Origin of the sequence: Saliphagus sp. GCM10025334, assembly GCF_042663485.1 — an archaeon.
GTDB lineage: Archaea > Halobacteriota > Halobacteria > Halobacteriales > Natrialbaceae > Natronosalvus.
This window is the reverse complement of the sequence record NZ_JBHTAF010000001.1, coordinates 1158317-1177110: the sequence shown is the minus strand read 5'-3', so window position 1 is coordinate 1177110 and position 18794 is coordinate 1158317. Positions and strand designations below refer to the sequence as shown.

21 protein-coding genes and 1 pseudogene are annotated in these 18794 nt (G+C 55.5%); 9 read left to right on the top strand and 13 right to left on the bottom strand.

Translation table 11 applies throughout. The features are described 5' to 3' along the window. Positions 1-104: 104 nt before the first annotated feature. The 5 genes from ACFQO4_RS05500 (at position 105) to ACFQO4_RS05480 (ending at position 3812) form a co-directional block, all read left to right on the top strand. Positions 105-401, top strand: coding sequence for a DUF8593 domain-containing protein (locus ACFQO4_RS05500; RefSeq protein ID WP_500259945.1), 297 nt, complete (start codon positions 105-107; stop codon positions 399-401). A gap of 259 nt (positions 402-660) precedes the next feature. Beyond that, entirely contained in the window at positions 661-948 is a 288-nt protein-coding gene (locus tag ACFQO4_RS05495) for a HalOD1 output domain-containing protein (protein ID WP_500260465.1), read from the top strand. Continuing rightward, positions 945-1079, top strand: a complete 135-nt coding sequence (locus ACFQO4_RS05490; RefSeq protein WP_500259944.1) for a hypothetical protein — start codon at positions 945-947, stop codon at positions 1077-1079. Before ACFQO4_RS05495 ends, ACFQO4_RS05490 begins: the two co-directional genes overlap by 4 nt. 686 nt (positions 1080-1765) lie before the next feature. Further along, on the top strand, positions 1766-2851 hold the full coding sequence (gene pdhA / locus ACFQO4_RS05485; protein WP_500259943.1) for a pyruvate dehydrogenase (acetyl-transferring) E1 component subunit alpha: 1086 nt from the start codon (positions 1766-1768) through the stop codon (positions 2849-2851). Continuing rightward, a complete protein-coding gene (locus tag ACFQO4_RS05480) occupies positions 2844-3812 on the top strand; it encodes an alpha-ketoacid dehydrogenase subunit beta (protein ID WP_500259942.1) in 969 nt (322 codons plus the stop codon). The genes pdhA and ACFQO4_RS05480 overlap by 8 nt, the downstream gene beginning before the upstream one ends. 230 nt (positions 3813-4042) lie before the next feature. On the opposite strand, the pseudogene ACFQO4_RS05475 reads toward ACFQO4_RS05480, so the two are convergent. The 8 genes and pseudogenes from ACFQO4_RS05475 to ACFQO4_RS05440 all read right to left on the bottom strand — a co-directional run. Continuing rightward, positions 4043-4435: pseudogene (locus tag ACFQO4_RS05475) on the bottom strand (DNA-binding protein); the annotation flags it as partial. A 192-nt stretch (positions 4436-4627) separates the two neighbouring features. Continuing rightward, positions 4628-4825, bottom strand: coding sequence for a hypothetical protein (locus tag ACFQO4_RS05470; RefSeq protein ID WP_500259941.1), 198 nt, complete (start codon positions 4823-4825; stop codon positions 4628-4630). 28 nt (positions 4826-4853) lie between these two features. Further along, positions 4854-5351: a hypothetical protein gene (locus tag ACFQO4_RS05465; RefSeq protein WP_500259940.1), complete on the bottom strand. Its 498-nt coding sequence runs from the start codon at positions 5349-5351 to the stop codon at positions 4854-4856. Between the two features lie 5 nt (positions 5352-5356). Next, positions 5357-6124: a methyltransferase domain-containing protein gene (locus ACFQO4_RS05460; RefSeq protein WP_500259939.1), complete on the bottom strand. Its 768-nt coding sequence runs from the start codon at positions 6122-6124 to the stop codon at positions 5357-5359. A gap of 14 nt (positions 6125-6138) precedes the next feature. Further along, entirely contained in the window at positions 6139-6744 is a 606-nt protein-coding gene (locus tag ACFQO4_RS05455) for an OsmC family protein (protein WP_500259938.1), read from the bottom strand. 2 nt (positions 6745-6746) lie between these two features. Beyond that, complete coding sequence (locus tag ACFQO4_RS05450) at positions 6747-6920, bottom strand: DUF1059 domain-containing protein (protein WP_500259937.1); 174 nt, start codon at positions 6918-6920, stop codon at positions 6747-6749. Between the two features lie 277 nt (positions 6921-7197). Next, positions 7198-8019 (bottom strand): helix-turn-helix transcriptional regulator, encoded by an 822-nt coding sequence (locus tag ACFQO4_RS05445; RefSeq protein WP_500259936.1) that lies wholly within the window; start codon positions 8017-8019, stop codon positions 7198-7200. A 499-nt stretch (positions 8020-8518) separates the two neighbouring features. Beyond that, positions 8519-8902: a DUF7522 family protein gene (locus tag ACFQO4_RS05440; protein WP_500259935.1), complete on the bottom strand. Its 384-nt coding sequence runs from the start codon at positions 8900-8902 to the stop codon at positions 8519-8521. Positions 8903-9107: 205 nt separating this feature from the next. Here ACFQO4_RS05440 and ACFQO4_RS05435 point away from each other — a divergent pair, with 205 nt between their 5' ends. Beyond that, positions 9108-9569 (top strand): response regulator, encoded by a 462-nt coding sequence (locus ACFQO4_RS05435; RefSeq protein WP_500259934.1) that lies wholly within the window; start codon positions 9108-9110, stop codon positions 9567-9569. A 281-nt stretch (positions 9570-9850) separates the two neighbouring features. Here the strand turns inward: ACFQO4_RS05435 and ACFQO4_RS05430 are convergent, their stop codons facing one another. The 5 genes from ACFQO4_RS05430 to ACFQO4_RS05410 all read right to left on the bottom strand — a co-directional run bounded on the left by ACFQO4_RS05430 (position 9851) and on the right by ACFQO4_RS05410 (position 13282). Then, on the bottom strand, positions 9851-10294 hold the full coding sequence (locus ACFQO4_RS05430; protein WP_500259933.1) for a toxin-antitoxin system TumE family protein: 444 nt from the start codon (positions 10292-10294) through the stop codon (positions 9851-9853). After that, entirely contained in the window at positions 10295-10822 is a 528-nt protein-coding gene (locus ACFQO4_RS05425; RefSeq protein WP_500259932.1) for a DUF7342 family protein, read from the bottom strand. It lies immediately after the preceding gene. Positions 10823-10951: 129 nt separating this feature from the next. Further along, on the bottom strand, positions 10952-11782 hold the full coding sequence (locus tag ACFQO4_RS05420) for an ImmA/IrrE family metallo-endopeptidase (RefSeq protein WP_500259931.1): 831 nt from the start codon (positions 11780-11782) through the stop codon (positions 10952-10954). Between the two features lie 45 nt (positions 11783-11827). After that, the gene (locus ACFQO4_RS05415; protein WP_500259930.1) at positions 11828-13042 is read right to left on the bottom strand and encodes an RNA-guided endonuclease InsQ/TnpB family protein; all 1215 of its coding nucleotides are present in this window, start codon (positions 13040-13042) and stop codon (positions 11828-11830) included. Positions 13043-13069: 27 nt separating this feature from the next. Next, positions 13070-13282 carry a hypothetical protein gene (locus tag ACFQO4_RS05410; RefSeq protein WP_500259929.1) on the bottom strand — a complete coding sequence of 71 codons (213 nt, stop codon included), beginning with the start codon at positions 13280-13282 and terminating at the stop codon, positions 13070-13072. A gap of 208 nt (positions 13283-13490) precedes the next feature. Between ACFQO4_RS05410 and ACFQO4_RS05405 the strand changes: the two genes are divergently transcribed. From ACFQO4_RS05405 to ACFQO4_RS05395, 3 genes are all read left to right on the top strand, one after another. After that, entirely contained in the window at positions 13491-13655 is a 165-nt protein-coding gene (locus tag ACFQO4_RS05405) for a hypothetical protein (RefSeq protein ID WP_500259928.1), read from the top strand. Positions 13656-13991: 336 nt separating this feature from the next. After that, a complete protein-coding gene (locus ACFQO4_RS05400; RefSeq protein ID WP_500259927.1) occupies positions 13992-17846 on the top strand; it encodes an ATP-binding protein in 3855 nt (1284 codons plus the stop codon). Positions 17847-18016: 170 nt separating this feature from the next. After that, on the top strand, positions 18017-18685 hold the full coding sequence (locus tag ACFQO4_RS05395) for a metal-dependent transcriptional regulator (RefSeq protein WP_500260464.1): 669 nt from the start codon (positions 18017-18019) through the stop codon (positions 18683-18685). Positions 18686-18794: the final 109 nt, after the last annotated feature.

Genomic DNA, 18794 nt, shown 5'->3' with positions numbered 1-18794 from the left:
CATCTGTACTAAGCAACGCCCAAACCGAACGTTCAAAAGACCCCAGACAAGGGTGACGTGGTTAGTATAGTGTTTGAAGGAAGAGATATCTACTACCTTGTGACATGCTGGCGTATACAGGCCAAGAGTATCCCCTCGTACTGAACAAAGAGAAGGATGGAATGGCACGAGATTTCACCGATGACGACCGCGACAAGAACGTAGTCACTTCCGATGGCACTCGTATTGGTACAATACGTGATGTAAACGGGGGTCGCGCGACCGTTGAGCGTGATTCTGATCAGGACCTCACCGACAAAGTCAAAGACCTGTTAGGCTGGGGCGACGATGAGTCGAACGAACTCCGAAGTGAGCACGTAGATTCCCACAGAGACGATGAAGTCCGACTCCGAGGTCCATAAGAAATAGACTGCACCTCCTCCCCACGACAGAACGCAGTCTAATTTGACACAGACAGTTGCTACGAGAGAAAACAACAGAACTCGAGACGGCGCTCGAGTACCAGCCACCAGGAAGCCCTTCACGAGGTCTTCGAACCTTTTTAGTGAACCAGTCTGCTACTATTGAGGTCGGATAGACTGGTGCTGTCGGTGAACCCCGAATGGGCCATTTTTGACACGGAACAGCCTCTATAAAATCAAGATCAGTGTTCTAGAGGACGTGTTACCCGTTGATCGCCATACGTTCGAAACCGAGTTTTCGGATCGTACGCCGAGTATGGCCATCATCGAAGCGATCGCCACCATCGAAGGGGTCGATCCGCTTGAGACCGACTTCACACTCTACGAGTACCTGGACCCGGTCGCGCTGGATACCCTCTTTTGCTCTTCAGCAACCGATACCGAAGGGGAAAATGAGCTCGCAGCTCATTTCGAAATCGAGAATTATTCTGTGACCGTCGAGGCTGACGGCGTACTCACTATCGAAGCCTCGGACGAACCCGAGTGAGTTACTCACTCCTCAATTCGGAAGTGGATCTCGGGCGGGATCACGACCTTCTCGGCGAACATCTCCATGAGGTCTGTCCCCAGGCGGATGACACCTTCGACGGTGAACGCGAGGACCTCATCACCTTCTGAGGTCCCGACATCGAAGACAGTGAGATCGAGGTCTGCCCATCTTCTAGTGAGACTACTACGTCTACCATACTGAAAATAGACTTTGAGCGAGGAATACTGTTCGCACCTTCTTTCAGGCGATATAGTCCGTCTCTGTTACAAAATACTAGATGAGATTTCACCGTTCAACAAGGTAGTTCTACTCTGCAGTTTCGGCGATAGCGTCGATATCAATATGGAGAAGATATCAACCGTCAGCAAATAATCTCAGGAGATTAATAATACTGAGAAGAAGGCGATAGTAATCGCTGACGTAAGTGTGACTATTACGGTAAGACCGAAACCGATAATTGGCGATATAGGGATCACCGAATTACGTGTCGTCAACTCCAGAGTCATTAGTTAGATTATAGAACACGCATTTGAAAAACATACCCCTCAACTCAGTACTCGATTCGTGCTCCACGCCCACTCATGGATACCTCGACAGCCGTGTTGTCGTCAGTGGGTTGTGCCATCCCTTGACGGCGCGTATCCCCTCCGTGAACGGCGAGGTTTTGCGCCTGTCCCTCACATAATTCGCACGAGTGAGAACATCCGTATCTACTGCCCACTGGAGGCGGATTCAAGTTATAATAGCGCATTCACCGTGAGATGCCGTCGTACACTGGGCCGCGCATTAACTCGCTCGAGCGCATGCCTTCGGTATGCCCCAGGAAGACGTTGCTCAGTTTACTATCCGGTCTGTACAGGTCCTCGCTGAGGATGAAACGGTTGACGATGAACTGGTGCCCGAGTTGACCGACGATCAGCTGCTCGACCTGTACGAACAGATGAAACGGTCGCGCAGACTCGACGAGCGCGGAATTGCGTTGCAACGCCGGGGTGAACTCGGGACATACGCACCGGCGATCGGACAAGAGGCAGCGCAGGTCGGGAGCGCATACGCCCTGGCAGATGACGATTGGCTCGTCCCATCGTTCCGCGAGCAAGCTGCCCTACTGACGCATGGAACCGGGCCCGAACAGATCCTCCAGTACGCAATGGGGATGGAGGAAGGCGCCGAAATACCGGGCGGAAAGGGCGCCTTGCCGCCAGCCATTCCTGTTGGGAGCCAGCCGCTGCACGCCGTTGGCATCGGTTGGGGAGAGGCATTGCAAGACCGCGACACGGTCGCCATTACGTACTTCGGGGATGGGGCGACCAGCGAAGGTGACGTCTACGAAGCGTTCAACTTCGCCGGCATCTCTGACTCTCAGACGGTTTTTATCTGCCAGAACAATCGGTATGCCATCTCGACGGGGGTCGAGAAGCAAACCAAAGCAAAGACGCTGGCTCAAAAGGCAATTGCGGCAGGCATCGAGGGGATTCAAGTCGACGGCAATGACGTGCTGGGTGTCTACCGTGTCGCCAGGGAAGCGATCGAAAAAGCCCGGAACGGCGACCCGGTCCTGATCGAGGCTCTGACGTACCGGCGCTCGATGCACACGACCTCCGACGACCCCACAGCCTACCGCGGCCACGAGGAGGAAGCGGAGTGGGAGCTTCGTGATCCCATCCTGCGGTTCCAGGTGTTCCTCGAAAACCGGGAGATCCTGGATGAGGAAACGGAGAATACGATCGACGAACGAATCGAATCCGAACTCGCTGACGCAATCGATCAGGCAAACGAGGAACGTGAGGCAATCGACCCGGCAGATATGTTCCGCTTCGTGTACGAGGACATGCCGTCTGAACTCGAGCAACAGTTCGATGCCTTCGAGGAAGGCGCCGAGGGTGATACGGATGACTGAACGCCTTCGAATGGTCGAGGCTGTTCGTGATACCTTGGATGCGGAGTTAGCCCGCGACGATAGCGTCGTCGTCTACGGGGAGGACGTTGGTCGGGTTGGTGGGGTATTCAGGGCGACTCAGGGTTTGATCGACGACTATCCGGATCGGGTGTTCGACACACCGGTCGCAGAGGCGGGGATTATCGGCACAGGCGTTGGACTCGCGGCCACTGGAATGAAGCCGGTCGCAGAGATCCAGTTCCAGAGTTTCCTCTATCAGGGATTTCACCAGCTAGCACAGCACGTTGCGCGTATACGAAGCCGAAGTCGGGGGACAATAACCTGCCCCATGACAATCCGAATGCCCTACGGTGGCGGGATCCGTGCATTGGAACTTCACTCGGAAAGCTATGAGGCCGGCTTTTCCCACCTCCCCGGCTTGCAGGTCGTCTTCCCGTCGTCTCCGGCCGAGACGAAGGGCCTGCTCACGTCCGCTATTCGCGACCCCGATCCGGTCATATTTATGGAACCGACGCGGCTGTACCGCTCGTTCCGTGAGGAGGTGCCTGACCAACACAAAATCCCGCTCGGTGAGGCCCGCGTCGTCGAGTTCGGCGACGACGTTACGGTGGTTGCGTGGGGTTCGATGCTCCGCAAGACGCTTGACGCCGTCAACGACGTCGAAGCAAGCGTTGAGGTGATCGACCCACGGACGCTTTACCCGCTGGACACGCAGACTATCGTCGAGTCCGTGAAGAAGACTGGCCGCTGCGTCGTCGTTCACGAGGCGCCTAAGACGGCCGGAATGGGCGGAGAGATCACGGCTCGCATCAACGAGGAGGCGTTTCTTTACCTCGAGGCGCCGGTCGAACGAGTGACCGGTTACGACGTGCCTGTGCCGCTGTTCGCCCGTGAGGACAACTACCTGCCCGATGAGGACCGCATCAAAAACGGGATAAGCCGGGCTCTCGAGTTCGGGTAGAAATGCGCAAGAATTCATCGAGAGTACAGCGAAAAGGGTTCGTTGTCTCCTTTATTCCACTCACGATCCCTGTGGCTTCATCGTTTGTCTGATAGAGTTCTCATCACTGGATTCCTTTGGCGAAAGCCCGGCAGCGAAACGGCCGTTGGCCGTGAGCAGCCCGGAACGTGGAGGCGGGTGGGGCGGTGGGTAGAGGGTGATCGGGCACCTGCAAAAAGAGGGTTTGTCGGCTACTCCCACCAGTGGTCGCGCTCTGGGAACACGATTTCCGACCACCGAGTCAGCGCGATCGAGCACCGACCATTGTACCAGTTCTTCGCTGCCGCCCTGAACCGCACCTGTTCGCCCTCGCGAACTATCGTTTTCCTACTCTTCGTCCAGATCGTGAACTTCGTTCTACCCGTCTCGTCCTCGAGCAATCCAACCTGCTGAATCGCTGAACTCGAGGGCTCCCACAGTTCGATCACATGACCTTCCACGCTGACCTCGCCTCGCCTGATCGACTCGAGGTCTCCAATCGGTACGATCGTCCCTGCCTCGTGTTATATCTCTTCTTTCGTATCCATCACCGTCTCGAACATGTCTTTGCCCTCGAGAACCCGGCTGTCAATCCGGTTCCCGATGGCTGGTTCAGCTTGTGTTCGACGACGAGTGTTCCACCCGGAGCTCGGTACCGTCCATAGATGTCCGTTAGCGGGTGGACGGATAATTCGTCGGCAGTGATGGTGTCCGTGAGGGTTTATCCGATCTGCTTGATCGACTCGAGGCCGGCGACTTCGGCAAGTTGTCCTCTTACAGGCGAAAGTGGGATGTAATCATAAGCCCCTCTCTCCCTGCCGCCGGTTTTTCACAGTTCTGGAGCGGATGGCGCTGGCAATTTTGAGTCCCCCGACAACGAAGGCAGCAATACCACCGAAGGCAAACAGGTAGAGAACAACGTGGAGTAAGTATTCAAGCAGTGTAACCTCAACGATAGAACCGCCATGCAAAATGATAATGGATTCGAAGATCATCTGTAATTCTGTTGGCCATCTATCGCAGTTACGTCGCGTTCAAGCCTCGATATGCCATGACGACGCCGACGACGAAGACGACTGTCGCTACGTAGATGGGGCCGAGATGCGTCATCCAGTCGTGAGCAAATGCATCTGCCGTGTAGTGCATCGGCAACGCGAGCGCTAAGCCGGTGACGGCAGCGATGACTGCAGTTGCCCACGCCCAGGTGAGCCGCTGACGCACGCCGTACCAAGACAGGGCGGTGATCGCGATTCCTGTCGAAATTATGAACGCGGCAGTGGCGACGTGCAGGTGGCTGATGTAGTACGCCACTGTCGGATCCAAGTCGGCTTTCGTCATCCCGTTTAGCGTACTGACCCCGAGTTCGAAACCAGTCCCTACGAAGTTCATCACGAGGAATACGATTCCGTATCCGATGAACGCGACGCCCGCGAGCGCCATCAACAGCGACCCGTTCCGGAGCGTTGCCTCGAGTTCGACCTGTTCTTGCTGTTCGTCTGTGACCGATTGTCTTGTTGCCATTGTGATCACTTGTAGGCGCCGAGCGAGATGCTCTTCACGCCGTACTTCTGACATGCATTCGCTGCTTGATCCGAGATGAACTCATACTGGGTATTGTCCCGAACCTCCCTCACCTCAAACCCGGTCTGCTCTATGAGCTCCGTGTAACGATCGACCTGTTCGGCTCCGCCGATACAAGCTGCCCACAGGTCCTCGTTGTTCTTGATGCTCTTCGGCATCAGTTTCTCGCTGATGATATCGGAGATGGCGAGCCGTCCGCCTGGTTTGAGGACTCGATTTGCCTCCGTGAACACTCGCTGCTTTTCCGCAGAGAGGTTGATGACTCCATTCGAGAGTACGACATCGAATGTCCCGTCATCGAAAGGAACGTCCTCGATGTACCCCTTCTCGAAGAATACGTTGTCCATCCCGACCTCATCACGCAACTGCCGTGCCTTCGATAGCTGTTGGTCGGTCATATCTAACCCGGTCACACTCCCGGATTCGCCGACATGTAACGCTGCGACGAACGCATCCGTCCCGGAACCGCTCCCAAGGTCGAGCACGTCATCTCCTTCTTCGAGAGCGGCGAGGTCGAAGTGGTATCCCACGCCCGCGAATGACTCCAGAGCCTGCGCGGGGATCTGATCGAGATCGCTCGCTGGGTAGCCGAGCCGTTCTGCCAATCCGCGCCCCATCTCGAAGTGATACTCTTCTGACGGTTCCTCTGCAACGTCTTGGTAGACGCTCTTGACTGCCTGTTCGAGTCGTTCGACGTCTAGTGATTTTGCCATTTGTCTTCACCTCATCAGTCGTCGGCCGCCACTTCGGCCGGAGTATTCACCGTGAGTTGGATGTCCTGAGCGAGCGAGATGAGCGTGTAGACTGGTGCCCGCCGCGCCCATTCGTCGACCTGGTCCTTATCGAGATTCGGACTCTCGATCTCGACTTCTGCGGTTAGATTCTCGAAGACGGCATCGGCCTCTCCGAGGTCCTTGAGGCTGAAGAGGACGCGCGGATCGAACTCGGTGCGGACCCGGGTCTGGAGGTACTCGATATCGACGCCGTTTGCGACGGCGTTGATGGTGATGCCGACGTTGATACAAGAGGCGAGCGCGGAGAGTGCGGCCTCGATCGGTTCGAGTCGGTCGGTTCCGCCAACCCATCCGCCTGCGTCCAACACTTCCTTCCACGCTCCGTAGGGGATCGTGTACTCGCGGGTCTCGCGCGCGATCGTCTCACCGCCGAGTTCGTAGCTGTCTACCTTCGCCAAGCTATGAGCGCACGTCCCCTCGTAAGTCGAGCGAGCAGCGAGTCCGAGCTGCACCCCATTGGGGTTTTCAGCCGCGAATTCGGCGAATTCTTCGAATTGTTCGATGTCGATACCGTGGTTGATCTGCGTGTCGATAGCCATATTTACACGACCTGGAGGTGCTTTTCTCGTAGTTCTTCGTCTGTGTAGTCTTGCCCGTGAACCTCTTTCATGTGGTTCCTGGCCAGTTCGGTCGCTTCGGCTTCGTTCTCTGATTGGATGATGAACCGACAATCAGCTGCTGCCGCTTCACAATCGAGTTTGTGTGCTTTTGCCATGGTGTTTCAGTTGCCTTTCGGCAAGAGTTGGTTCGCGTTCAAGCGTTAGATAGCTAACTCGTGACACACCGGTGATGACTGGTGCCGTGTCCACTGATTAGCGGTTGTGCAACGAGTGACTCTCGTGCAGAAGCTGAATAGTTGGCAGTGACTGAGGGGGATCGAGCCACGAATCGAAAATTCTGTTCTCTTACTATGCTGGCATGTCATCAGACAAAGTTTCGGCGGCGTATGGAAAAGAGAGAATAGACGCACTGGGGCCAGACACGCCAGTTCGTCAGTCCATGACCGGTTCAAGCGGGATCGTTGGGGTCTGGCGGCGATAGTACGTATACTCTGATTCTGCCCATTCCCGTGCTTCCGGTGAATCGGTGTCGACCAGCACTCGGACTGTCACACTGTCAGGATCGTGTCCACATATCGCGATTCGGTCCTCGAAGATACAGATTCCATACGATGGAAGGTCGTCGTGTAACCAGATAGTGAGATTGCCACTTGCCAGGGTTTCAGAAGACAATTGAGGGTAATTCGAGCGAATGTACTCGGCGACGCTTGGCGGATCGATGATCTCCGCTTGCATGCCGTCGATGACTTGCTGACAGAACTCATCTCGGCATGGCTCGAGGAGAGCGAGATCAGATCCGACGAACCGGAACTGGCCGGTGTCACTGATCAGCTCACGGAATCGGTTTATCGGACCATACGGGTTGTCGGCTTCGGCGACCGTCACGACCGCATCGGAGCACATCTCTATCGTGAACCCGCTCTCTTCGTCTGGAAGCCACTGCCAGACATCGCGGAGGTTTCGCTCGATTTCGACTCGCTCGATTAACTCTGCTACCGCGGATGCGATGAACGTACCCAGCGGTGACGCCTCGTACTGGTATCCATTTCTACGGATCCAGTTGCGCTCTTCGAACTCGCTCAGTGTCCGTCGAATCGTTGACGACGAGACTCCAGTCATCTCCCAGAGTTCTGACCGGCTCCGCGGACGGACAGTTAGAGCGATGAGTGTTGGAGCACGGTGTTCGGACCGCGCGAGATACGAAATATCGTCGATTGGTGAGCCCGTACTCGATCCCATGCTAGTCTTACACATGGTTCCATAATAATCATTTGCACTCCTCTATACAGAGATAGGACATCGAGTTTCGCCTATCGCTGATAATTGGCTGACAGCCGTGGAACCTCTCGGATACAAAATCCTCATCTACAAGATTGATCTGAGAATTCAAATTGCCATTTTGTAATCAATTCTTTTCATCCGATTAAGCAACCAACACTGGTGATGCGCCCACAGGACGACCTCCTCGTGATCGAAGCACATTGAGTATCCCCACCAACTGTTTTGAGGCAATATTCACACAGGAACAGCATGAAGAACGTCTCTCGCGTCCTTTCTGGCCGCTAGAATAATGTTGACCTGGCCGAGACTGTCGCTTGCGCGGGGAGGGGGACATCGCCAGCTCAGGTGTAGCTGCAGATCCTCCAATCACCAACCATCATTTCCCTGCGTTTAACACATCAACTGACAATACCAACGTCTTCGGCCATTGAGGCCGATTTTGTAGATACTACCATCGCTACAGGTATCCCAGTCACTCGATACCGACATCAACGATGTCGGCGCACTCACTCACTAATTCACGAACATCGTCAGCGGCCCCTGTATCAATCGCGGCGACGATTCCCTGGGTTTCGCCGACGACGAAATGAAGCTCTGTTGCGTCTTCGAAAAAGCGAGTTGTTGCAAGTAATCGTCCATGGGCGTACAGCGACTCTTGATGTGGTGTATCGAGCGCTTCTAACCGGTTATCGCGAAAGACTCGCTGGAGATCACCACAGTCGTATGCTGACTCGACATCATCGCGGGCGAACTGAAACTCGCTTTCTTCGGGCGTATAGTACCCAACGCTTCGTAGGTCGTCGTCGAACTCCTCCTCTAAGTAGTTGAGCAGTTCATCCGCCGCTTCTCGTACCATATTGAGTGAATTAACATCCTTTGATAATAAGAATGTAGGCTCCCACTGAGTGATGCCTCTACCCTCTTGAAGGCTGAGCCCTCAAGACATCGCAGATCACCCCCTCATGAATTGGGCCGACGTATGCGATGGCAAATATTTCACTCAACCAAAATGATTGGGAGCAATCGGTATCCCCGGCGAACACATTACTGGGCATAGAATTGTGACGAATAAGGCTCTACAGCGAGTTAGCCGTACATACGATGTCCTTCTTATCGAGCCTGACCCTGATAGTGTTTCACGGTTCATCCACTCATTCGAGACGACAGAGCTCACCACTAACGTAATCGTCGTTTCAACCGGTGACGAAGCGCTCGAGTTTCTGAATGGACAGGGCGACTATACGGATGCGCCCCGCCCCGATCTCGTGATCCTCGATATCAATGTGTCTGGGCCGGGTGGCATCGAAGTTCTTACTGAACTCAAAGACAGACCTGTGTTATGTCAGATTCCCGTGATCGTTCTGACCACGTCGGATGCAAGAGAAGATATAATCCAGTCGTACGAACTTCATGCGAATGCCTGCCTACAAAAACCCGATTCGCCTGATGAACTCGATCAGCTTGCACAGGTGATTGAAGATTTCTGGCTAAGAACTGTCCAACTGCCGCCGAAGGAGAACTAAGAGATCTCTGTCGATCAACTGGACGAACGTTTTCCCACATATTGTGAAGGTCAAGTTTCGATACTACATCGATTGAGAGTCCCGAAATTCCAAGTACGACGATATAGTATACCTACGGACGTCAATACGAGATCTATGTATTATGGGCATATACGTGCATATACTAGTGGCGTGGATTTCAGGCTGAGGTGTCACAACAACGCCGTTGTTGCACATCTGTCGGGCATCCATTGATATTCAGGACCCTCCATTAGGTGTATCTCGACTGTTCTCAGCACTTGCTAGGGCCACAGTGTCTCTATACGTTGCTCTATCGCCGTAAGCACTGTCGAGTATACCTCGAGTGGATGGAGAGAAGGGAGTTCGAGATTGGTGATTTCGGTGGCAGATGGCGGCTCGTGGAAGTGTAACCGGGTGTTGTGCGTATTCGGATGCCAATCCCAGCGACACTCCCAGCGCTCTCCAGCCTCGTGTTCTTCAACGTAGTGGACCGAGAAATCACCAGTCGTGAACCACCGGATGTCGAGCCGAGCCGCTGTTACCGAGTCTGGGTACCGTCCAGCGTCGAAGAGCGCATGAAGCAGTCGGGGTTCATAAGAATCCGGGTCGAACGTCGTTTCGGCGACGAGTGAATCCGACGTAAGCTGTCGTTCCAACAGGCGCAGTGTCTGTCGATCCGGTGGTCCTGTCGAGTGAGGCGCTGAATCCTCTGGTGGCAGACTCATCTACGCTGGAATTAGATGCCCATCGTTCTGGGAGAGCTGGCGAGCAAGTTCATACAGCCGAATATCTCGAATCACACCCTGCCACTCACTGACGGCGGTCATCCGTTCGTGGATGGTTTCGTGATCACCGTGGTCGAACACGGAGACGTCCGTTGGGTCTGCCGTCCCGAACTGCGCTTCGTATTCTGCACGCTGTGCTTCAAGCGCCTCCACCCGATTGATGATCTCTTCGACCGAAAGTTCGGTTGCAATCCGACTGGCGTCTTGCCATTCGAGGTATCCCTCGTTTCGTTCGTATGTCGCCGGGCGGCTGTCTCTATCGGCTCGGGCGATGCCCATCTCCGCCAAGCGCTCGAGGTGCTTTTTCGCGGCGTTTGGAGAACAGTCCGCAAGTTCTGCAATTTCGGTGTACGCAGTCGGAGATGTAACCCCGAGGACGACGTCATAGACACGACCAAACGTGTCCGTTCCTGCTTGCCACCGTCGCTGGGTACCGTTGGACTCGGGGGCTGGATCGAACTCGGTCATACCTCTCTGTAGGTGGCTACTCTCAATATATCTTCGGATCATTCAGATATATGCAACCGAGTGTGGGATCGGCCTGCTGGAAGAGCACAATTTGCCTTGTGGCACCTACCCACTTACTCACGACTGATGCTATTCACTGATTGAGCTAGGTAGTTCACCTTTTCTTGATTCGATCAATTCCAAATCCTTGATGATCGTACTTGCACTCGAGCGAATACGCTCGAGACGTTCACTCACCGTTTCGGGTTCGTCGCCTTGCCACGCGGCCAGGTAAAACGCCGAGCCGCTGGTATCGAGCCCGACGTATCGGCCAACGATGTAGGCGACTGCTTCGGCTTCGACTTCGCGACTCGCGTGTTCGCTCTTGCTGAGATCATCTGCGTGCAACAGTGCGTGGGCGTATTCGTGCACGAGTGTCGTCGCGAGGTCAGCAGTGTTTGTCCGCTCACGCACTTTCACGGTAGGTCGCCTATCACTGTGAAACTCACAGACCCCTTTGGCTGAGCCGAAGGGCCACGCTTCCTTAGACACGATCGTCACCTCGATATCGAGCGTCTTCCCGGCTTCATAGAGTAGGGGAACGATCTCGCGAGCATCTCCTGTTGTTTCGGTCTCGAGCGACGGGAGTGGCTCCCCTTCTGTCTGGGAAATATCGAAGACGGGAACCGGCTTGAAACCGACGAGGCCTTTCGACCACTCCTCTGGAGGCGTTTCGGTGTACTCACACCCAGTACTCGAGTGACGCGATTTCGAGAGCCCACAGGATGGACATTTTCGAGCCGTGATTGGTGCCCAGATCCAGATCGCTCGTTCTCCTTTCTTCACCTGCCGATCGAAGTTCGTTTGCCAGCTTCGATACCCAGCAACGCGCGTCGCCGTTGGACACTGCTGGCCGATCAAGAGCGTATTCCGGTGTGAAAAGTCGTGAAAGCGACTCTGTACCTCGAGCCAGTGTGTCAACAACCCCGCGCACGGTGGCGCGGGGCTTGTCAGTGTTCTCGGCCTCTAACTCACTACGGAGTACGGGATGAATCCCCGGTTCGGCGTCACTGTTCCTGACTTGAGGGCAAGTTGACTGTTGCCCGTCCGCCGTGAGTCGTTTAGCCCACGGCGGACAAACCCCCACCCGATATTCTTCGCCGCATTATAATCCGCGTGAAGTGTCTTCCCGCACTTCTCACACTCGAAGCGGGATTGCACAGGTCGATTCCCGCGACTCGTATGACCGCACTCCGAACACCGTTGACTCGTGTACGCCGCATCCACGAACTCGATACGAATCCCGCGTGCTTCGGCTTTGTACGTCACGAACTGGATGAGCTTGCGGTGAGCCCACTGGTGGAACTTCTTCGCGTTCGGCATCCGGTCGCGGATGTACGACAAGTCCTCGAACACGATATGCGAACACTCGTGTTCAACGGCCTCCTCAATAATCGCGTTCGAAACTCGATGCAGTTTGTCTCGCGAGTAGCGTTCTTCGCGGGTTTCTCGACCAACGATGGTTCGGTGAGCCGACTGTGTTCCAGTCTGTTGGAGTCCACCACGGACTTGCTCGAATTGGTCGTGGTCGTGAACTAGTTTCTTCCCTGACTCGAAGTGTGCAGTTGAGGTGACGGCGAAGTGTTCGATGCCGAGGTCTACTCCGAGAACTGTTCTGTCCTCGGCAGGAGACTCTTGTTTATCGAACGGATTCGGTTTACGGAACCCGAGGTGCAAGAAGTATTCCCCGTCACGAGCAGTGATCGTGCTTTCCGTGACGCTCCACTCGTCGTCGTTCAGGAATTGGTACTGGTAGCCGTCGTCGTCCTCGGGAAGGACGAGTTCGCACCGAACACGGTTCTCAACGGTGGTGAGTGAGACGGTGTTGTCGTCAAAGAGCGTAAGCGTGTTCGCATCGTATTTGATGGTCGGGCTGGTGAACTCTGGACAGGATACCTTGCGGCTTTTGTCTTGGAGTTCGTTGACGCCTGTGAGTGCGCTTGCGGCTTGGTGAGTGGCGAGTATTGCGTGTTGACTCCCGAGACGAGTGTTTTCGCGTACATCAGAGTACGCGAGTTGTTGGAGACCATATTTGGAGTCCTCGTTTTCGTCCCAACCGATTTGAGAGGCGAGGGTGGCTCCGTGTTGCCAGTCGCTAATTGTGGCTTCGAGCAAGTCAGCGTCTCGCTCGTCGCTCAAGACGAGTCGAGTGATGGCTGTGCGTCTCAGGTAGTCGTCCACTCTATCTTCAAGAAGAGGCCTGGTTACTTAGAAGTTTTTATACTGTTGGTTGTCGGCTTCCTCCCCGGGCCACCGCGCCCGGGGAATCCGTCTTGCTACCAGTTTGAACTCTTCACTTGCTCGTGCTTCGCCAATTAGGTCGACGAGGTCGCGAAGCCACGATTCGATCGTCTCGTTCATCTCGTCGTGTCGAGTTTCGGTATCCTCGAACGACGCTACTGTGGGTTGTTTCGTTGCCATTGGTCGAACAGGCACACCGAATGGAGTGCCCTCACCCGTGAGGGCACCAAAAATCCACCACTACCGTTGCCTATGGACCAGCGAAATCCCCATTCTTCTGATGTAGTTTTCGAGGAATCCTGATTAGTCCTCGTTTCGATTGCTCGTCGCTGGTGAATCGGGAGTATTTGTCCCAACGTTTATTCGGGTCGCTAGCCTGTTATGAACAATGGATCTATTCAGGAAGGCCGGGGAGAAGTTCGAAGAAACGAAACAGTCGTTCATGGAAGGGAAGGAAACGCCGTACGTATGTCGGTCCTGTGAGGAGCCAGTAGACGATGACTACGATCACTGCCCTCACTGTGGCAAGGAGACGGTCGAACCAGTCGAGTAATCTCGGTAAGGACGCTGAATGGTTCCTCTGTAATCGGTCCGCCATTATTATTGGATAACGGAGTGAGGAACCCCCTCGAGAAAGGGTGGAGCGTTGAATTGGTTGGAACGTAATTTTACACACAGATCACCAAGCCACGCTTATCGGTTGTGGTGACAGTCACACGAACTCGAATACGAATTTAATACGACCTACTCCAGTTACGGGGTATTGGAGTTACTCGAACACGGCCGCTCTATCGCTATCTCCTCAGTGACGACGCCGCGTTTGATGGCGACTCCGTAGCTAGCAATGGCGACTGGAAAACACACTACGCCGCCTGCAGAGTCGATCTCGATGGGCGAAGAAACGAATACGGGTTCAGAAACCGCCCTACAGGGCGACCTCGAGACAGCCGTTGACAGCGATGATGGTCCGTCAACGACGTCAAAAGAGAACGAGACGACAGATAGTTCGCTCCTGGAGGCGCCACGTTCGCGAACGTATCTCGAGATTCGGCCGTCGACGGACTCGCTGGAGTACGGTGCAGTTGCCCAGGCGATGGAGTTACTCTACAGGCGACTCGAGGGCCGGACGGCAACAGGCGTGTTGAACACGTTACGTGGCCGTTCTAACACGCCAGTCGTCGAGATGCTTCTCGTCTCAGATGGGCACGCAGATACGAGTATTCGGTATCTGATCGGGACGACGGACGACGATTTCCTCGATGATCTCGAAGGTATCTGTCGGACGGTCGTTCCGAACTCGTACGAACTCACGCGAGTCGAATGGCATCCACGCGATCTCGAGGTGGTACTGAACGTTCCCAACCTCGAGTTGGACACAGAGTCTGATGAACGAGTCACCACGTCGGAACCGTTCGTCGCCGGTGTCGAGTATCGCGGCCGGGCCCAGTTACGCCGCGATTGGCTCATGCCGTTCAAGTCGTTCGACGAGCCTGACACTCGATCCTCAACCCGGTCCAGACAGGAGTCTCAATCCACTGACTCACCTCGCGTTCCGCTTGCTACGCTCGTCGAAACGCTCTGTGAGAGTGACGTCCCGGTCATCTACCAGGTGGTCTGCCGACCGGCAGGCTCTCTCCAACCGCTCGCAGACGAGTATCGATTCGAACTCGAGAGTGAGGTCGTCACGAGTGGTGATCGACTCTCGGAGTTTCTCTTTCCGCGACCGGCGTCAAAAGAGCGCACAGAGCGGGAGATCACACCGGCCTATCGAGACCGCCTCGAGGCACTCGAACGTCGTGATCACAGACACGCTTTTCAGGCATCCGTCCGAGCGGTTGTGCTCTCCAAGGACGACCCGGAGACGGTGACCAAGGTCGCGCACAACCTTGCAGGAGCGCTGTCCCATCTTAGCGGGGATTTCCACGAGATTGCAGGCCACGTCGTCACCGACGAAGATTTTCATACGGGTCTCACCCCGCCTGGCACGCACCTGTACGAGACGCTCATGGACAGAGCCTGCCTCGAGTCAACGTACGACGAGCTCGGGAACCGTTTCCCGTGGAAGTCACACGAGAGCTCTGGAATCGTCGTTTCCGCGACGGAACTGCCCGTGTTCTGCCTGCTGGATGGTGGTGGCCTCACTGCACGGGGTCAGCGAGCCCTCGAGGCACGACATGCAGAGCGAACTGGACTCCCACTCCCGGCCCCACAGCAACTCGCTCGTTACACGGGGACTGGACAGGCGCTGTGCCGTCCGTTGACCGATGATCGACAGCCAGCTGGTGACCGGTTCGTCCTCCCGCCCGACCTACAGGACCGCCATCTGTTCATCGCCGGAGATACTGGCTCCGGGAAATCGGTCCTCACGGCAGGGGCCATGCTGTCCAACACGACGGCCACAGCTGGCCCGGAGATCCTGTTTGACTACAAAGGCGGGGGCACGGCCGAAGAGTATCTCCAAACGCACTACGCGGCCGCTGGTGGCCTCGATGCCGATACCGTCCAGTACTTCGATCTCACGAAGATGCTCCCTGCGCTCTCGCTGTTCGATATCGGCCCACTTCTGGACGCGGGTCTCTCTCGAGAGGAAGCCCGATCACGGATCGCGGGCCACTACGAGGAGATTCTCGCGGGACTCATGGGCGAAGAGCAGTACTACGGCGCTACCGAGTCGACCAAAGCCATCCGTAATCACCTGCGTGCGTTGTACGACCCCATCCATGGTTCGGATGCAATCTCACACAAAGATCTGTACAGGGCGCTTCAGCGAACGCTGAGTGACCGATCACCACCGCCGACCTCAGACGAACGACTCACGGAGTACTTCGCGGGATTGCTCGAGCGCGATCGCGACGTCTTCAATATGGTCCTCGGTGGTGCCGTTGCTCGAGTCGAAACGATTGCCACGGACGATCGACTGGCGCCGCTGTTCGATTACGTTTACGTCGAGTCTCCGGATGCTGACCACGGAGACTCAGCCCAGGACTCTGGTCGCGAATTACGTTTTGACGATGCAACACAGATTGAACCAGAACGTGAATCCGATCAGACTCGGAACCCACACTTCGATTTTATCGATGTTATCGACGAAGACAGCGTCGTCATCTTCGACTTCGGTGGCATGGAAGAGCGAGTCAAGCGAGCGCTCACGCTCGTCTTGCTCTCGAATATGTGGAGTGCGTTGAAAGCCCGCGCTGAAGCTCCGGATACACCACCGAACCCACCGCAGGTCAACCTGTATCTTGAGGAAGCGAAAGACGTCGCGGCCACCCAGTTGGTGGATACGCTGCTCTCCCAGGGTCGGTCCTTCGGCCTCTCGATCATGCTGGGCGTCCAGTTTCCGAGTCAGCTCGACTCGCCCGATCCCTCGAACCAGACGTACGAAGAGGCGCTCAACGAGATCGGTACCCTCGTCGTCGGCAACGTCAGCATCGAAGACGACCTCGCGAAGACGCTGGCGACTGATGACGTCCCACCCCGCAAGGTAGCACGACGCCTCGCTGCGATTCGTCACGGGGAGTGGCTTATCCGCCCTGCTGCCGAATTCGGATCCCCGCCGGCACGGCCGTTTCTCGGCCGTTCGTTAACTCCACCACGCGGCCATCCAGCGAGCGATGAGCCACTTACGGGCGAGCAAAAACGAGCCTTCGACGCGGCCTTCGAGTCTATCACTCTCGAGACCTGGAGACGCTCGGGACTCGGCCACGAATCAGAACCAACCCAGGCCGTTCACACTGACTCATCAGACGATTCTGAGGGAGACGAACCAGCGCACAGTGAATCGTCGCTCCGCGTAGACTCGTTTCTCCCCCATACAAAGCGATTTCCTGACTGTGTCGTCTACGACGAAGCGATCGACGCACTCTGTTGTGGCGAGTGTGAGAATCGCTACGACCCAACGATCGATGGGATGAAGCGAGCGATCGAGTGCTGTCACTCCCTCGAGGACGTCGACGCCGACGATATCCCGGTCTGTGAAATCAATCTCAAACTCACGCCAGCCGAGCGCGAAGCCTCAGAGTGGAGTGATCGACAACTGTTGTTCTTACAGGCGGTCTACAACGCCCAGCAGCTGCGATACGATCCCCTCGAGTACGACATCCTCTCTGATTCGATGCTCAGGCTCCAGGAGTACGTCGGCATCGACAACGACGACATTACGCCACTGCTCGAGGCAGACGTCCTTCGTCACGATACCGATCATCCACACCGGCTCTATACGGTTTCGTCGGACGGCCGGTCTGCCATCGGGGAGAGCTATCGACGCGGCGTCGACTATGGCCACGGGGCTGGCGACCTCGAAGAGTCCAGCCAGCACGTCTTCGGCATCGAGGTGACTCGCCAGTATCTCGAGGCGGCGTACGCCCAGAGCGCTGACTCGAATGTCACGGAGGTGATTCCATACTACGACCTCGACGACCAACATCGACTTGACCTCGCGGGTGTCAACGCCGATGGCGAGATTGTCGTCACTGCCGAAGTCGAACGGATCAATCATGACTACCACCGGGCGGTTCCCGAAGACTTCGATAAGATGGCTTCGTGCGAGCCCGACGAGGCTATCTGGGTGGTTATGAAACAGGCCGATGGTCACAAGGTACTTTCTGCGCTCAATGATCCGATCGAAGGCGAGCCTCGCGTCGAGAAGACCTACGCCAAGACGACGCCGCCTCAGCAGTTCCGCATCGACACTCCAGGGATGACCGCTGTCTACCCTGCAGACTGGCTTCGGGAGCAGTATTAACTGGCGATTGGCGTTGAGTTCCCTTCCTCAAGGGGCAACGCAGGGAGCGAGTAGGGTGGGGTAGTTCACACAGACCGTTTTGCCGGCAGCATTTAGCGAAAGAAGGAGCCCAGAACGGCGTATTTTGAGGGAAATAATTTATAATTTAGCTCCACCTAATTTCGACGATGATCTTGAGCGACAGCATGGAGGACTATCTCAAGGCAATCTATATTCTTCAGTCGGAAACGGAAGGCGCAGTCTCTACCTCCGATTTAGCGGCATACATCGGTGTAAAACCGCCAACTGCGACGAGCATGATCAAGAAATTGGCTGATCATGGTCTCGTCGAACACGAACCGTACCACGGCGTACAACTGACGAAAACCGGTGAACCAATCGCACTCGAAGTCATTCGTCACCATCGGCTCTTAGAACGGTATCTTGCTGACCATCTCGAATACGATTGGAGCGAGGTTCACGAGGAAGCAGATCGACTCGAACACCACATCAGCGATCGGTTTGCCGAGCGACTCACCGAGCTTCTCGACGAACCAACGACGGACCCACACGGCGATCCGATACCCGGCCCGGAGCTTTCGGTCCCGGATATCGATCAGTCACGCAGGCTCGTAGAACACGCAGTAGGCGATCGAGTACTGGTTACGCGGGTGAGCGATCAAGACAAAGAGACGCTTTCGTATTTGTCTAAAATAGGGATCAAACCCGGAATCAAGGCTACAATCATCGAAATCGCCCCGTTCGGTATGATTACGCTCCAATTGAATAATCACACAGAGTCCGTTTCAGTCCCAAAAGAGGTAGCCCGCTCAATTCGTGTCCGTCCTGTAGATGAATAAACAGAGCGAGGCGTTCCCCCCTTATTAGATTAGACGAAGACTAAGTTTAGAACAGTCAAAACTATGGGTGGGTGGGTGCAAGCATCTAGCAATGACTGAACCACGATTG

Excerpts from the sequence above, each read along its gene's own strand:
- ACFQO4_RS05460 (WP_500259939.1), bottom strand. The coding sequence starts at position 6,124 with ATGGCAAAATCACTAGACGTCGAACGACTCGAACAGGCAGTCAAGAGC.
- pdhA (WP_500259943.1), top strand. The coding sequence starts at position 1,766 with ATGCCCCAGGAAGACGTTGCTCAGTTTACTATCCGGTCTGTACAGGTC.
- ACFQO4_RS05425 (WP_500259932.1), bottom strand. The coding sequence starts at position 10,822 with ATGACCGAGTTCGATCCAGCCCCCGAGTCCAACGGTACCCAGCGACGG.
- ACFQO4_RS05500 (WP_500259945.1), top strand. The coding sequence starts at position 105 with ATGCTGGCGTATACAGGCCAAGAGTATCCCCTCGTACTGAACAAAGAG.
- ACFQO4_RS05430 (WP_500259933.1), bottom strand. The coding sequence starts at position 10,294 with ATGAGTCTGCCACCAGAGGATTCAGCGCCTCACTCGACAGGACCACCG.
- ACFQO4_RS05400 (WP_500259927.1), top strand. The coding sequence starts at position 13,992 with ATGGGCGAAGAAACGAATACGGGTTCAGAAACCGCCCTACAGGGCGAC.
- ACFQO4_RS05440 (WP_500259935.1), bottom strand. The coding sequence starts at position 8,902 with ATGGTACGAGAAGCGGCGGATGAACTGCTCAACTACTTAGAGGAGGAG.
- ACFQO4_RS05445 (WP_500259936.1), bottom strand. The coding sequence starts at position 8,019 with ATGTGTAAGACTAGCATGGGATCGAGTACGGGCTCACCAATCGACGAT.
- ACFQO4_RS05465 (WP_500259940.1), bottom strand. The coding sequence starts at position 5,351 with ATGGCAACAAGACAATCGGTCACAGACGAACAGCAAGAACAGGTCGAA.
- ACFQO4_RS05480 (WP_500259942.1), top strand. The coding sequence starts at position 2,844 with ATGACTGAACGCCTTCGAATGGTCGAGGCTGTTCGTGATACCTTGGAT.
- ACFQO4_RS05470 (WP_500259941.1), bottom strand. The coding sequence starts at position 4,825 with ATGATCTTCGAATCCATTATCATTTTGCATGGCGGTTCTATCGTTGAG.
- ACFQO4_RS05410 (WP_500259929.1), bottom strand. The coding sequence starts at position 13,282 with ATGGCAACGAAACAACCCACAGTAGCGTCGTTCGAGGATACCGAAACT.
- ACFQO4_RS05405 (WP_500259928.1), top strand. The coding sequence starts at position 13,491 with ATGGATCTATTCAGGAAGGCCGGGGAGAAGTTCGAAGAAACGAAACAG.
- ACFQO4_RS05455 (WP_500259938.1), bottom strand. The coding sequence starts at position 6,744 with ATGGCTATCGACACGCAGATCAACCACGGTATCGACATCGAACAATTC.
- ACFQO4_RS05450 (WP_500259937.1), bottom strand. The coding sequence starts at position 6,920 with ATGGCAAAAGCACACAAACTCGATTGTGAAGCGGCAGCAGCTGATTGT.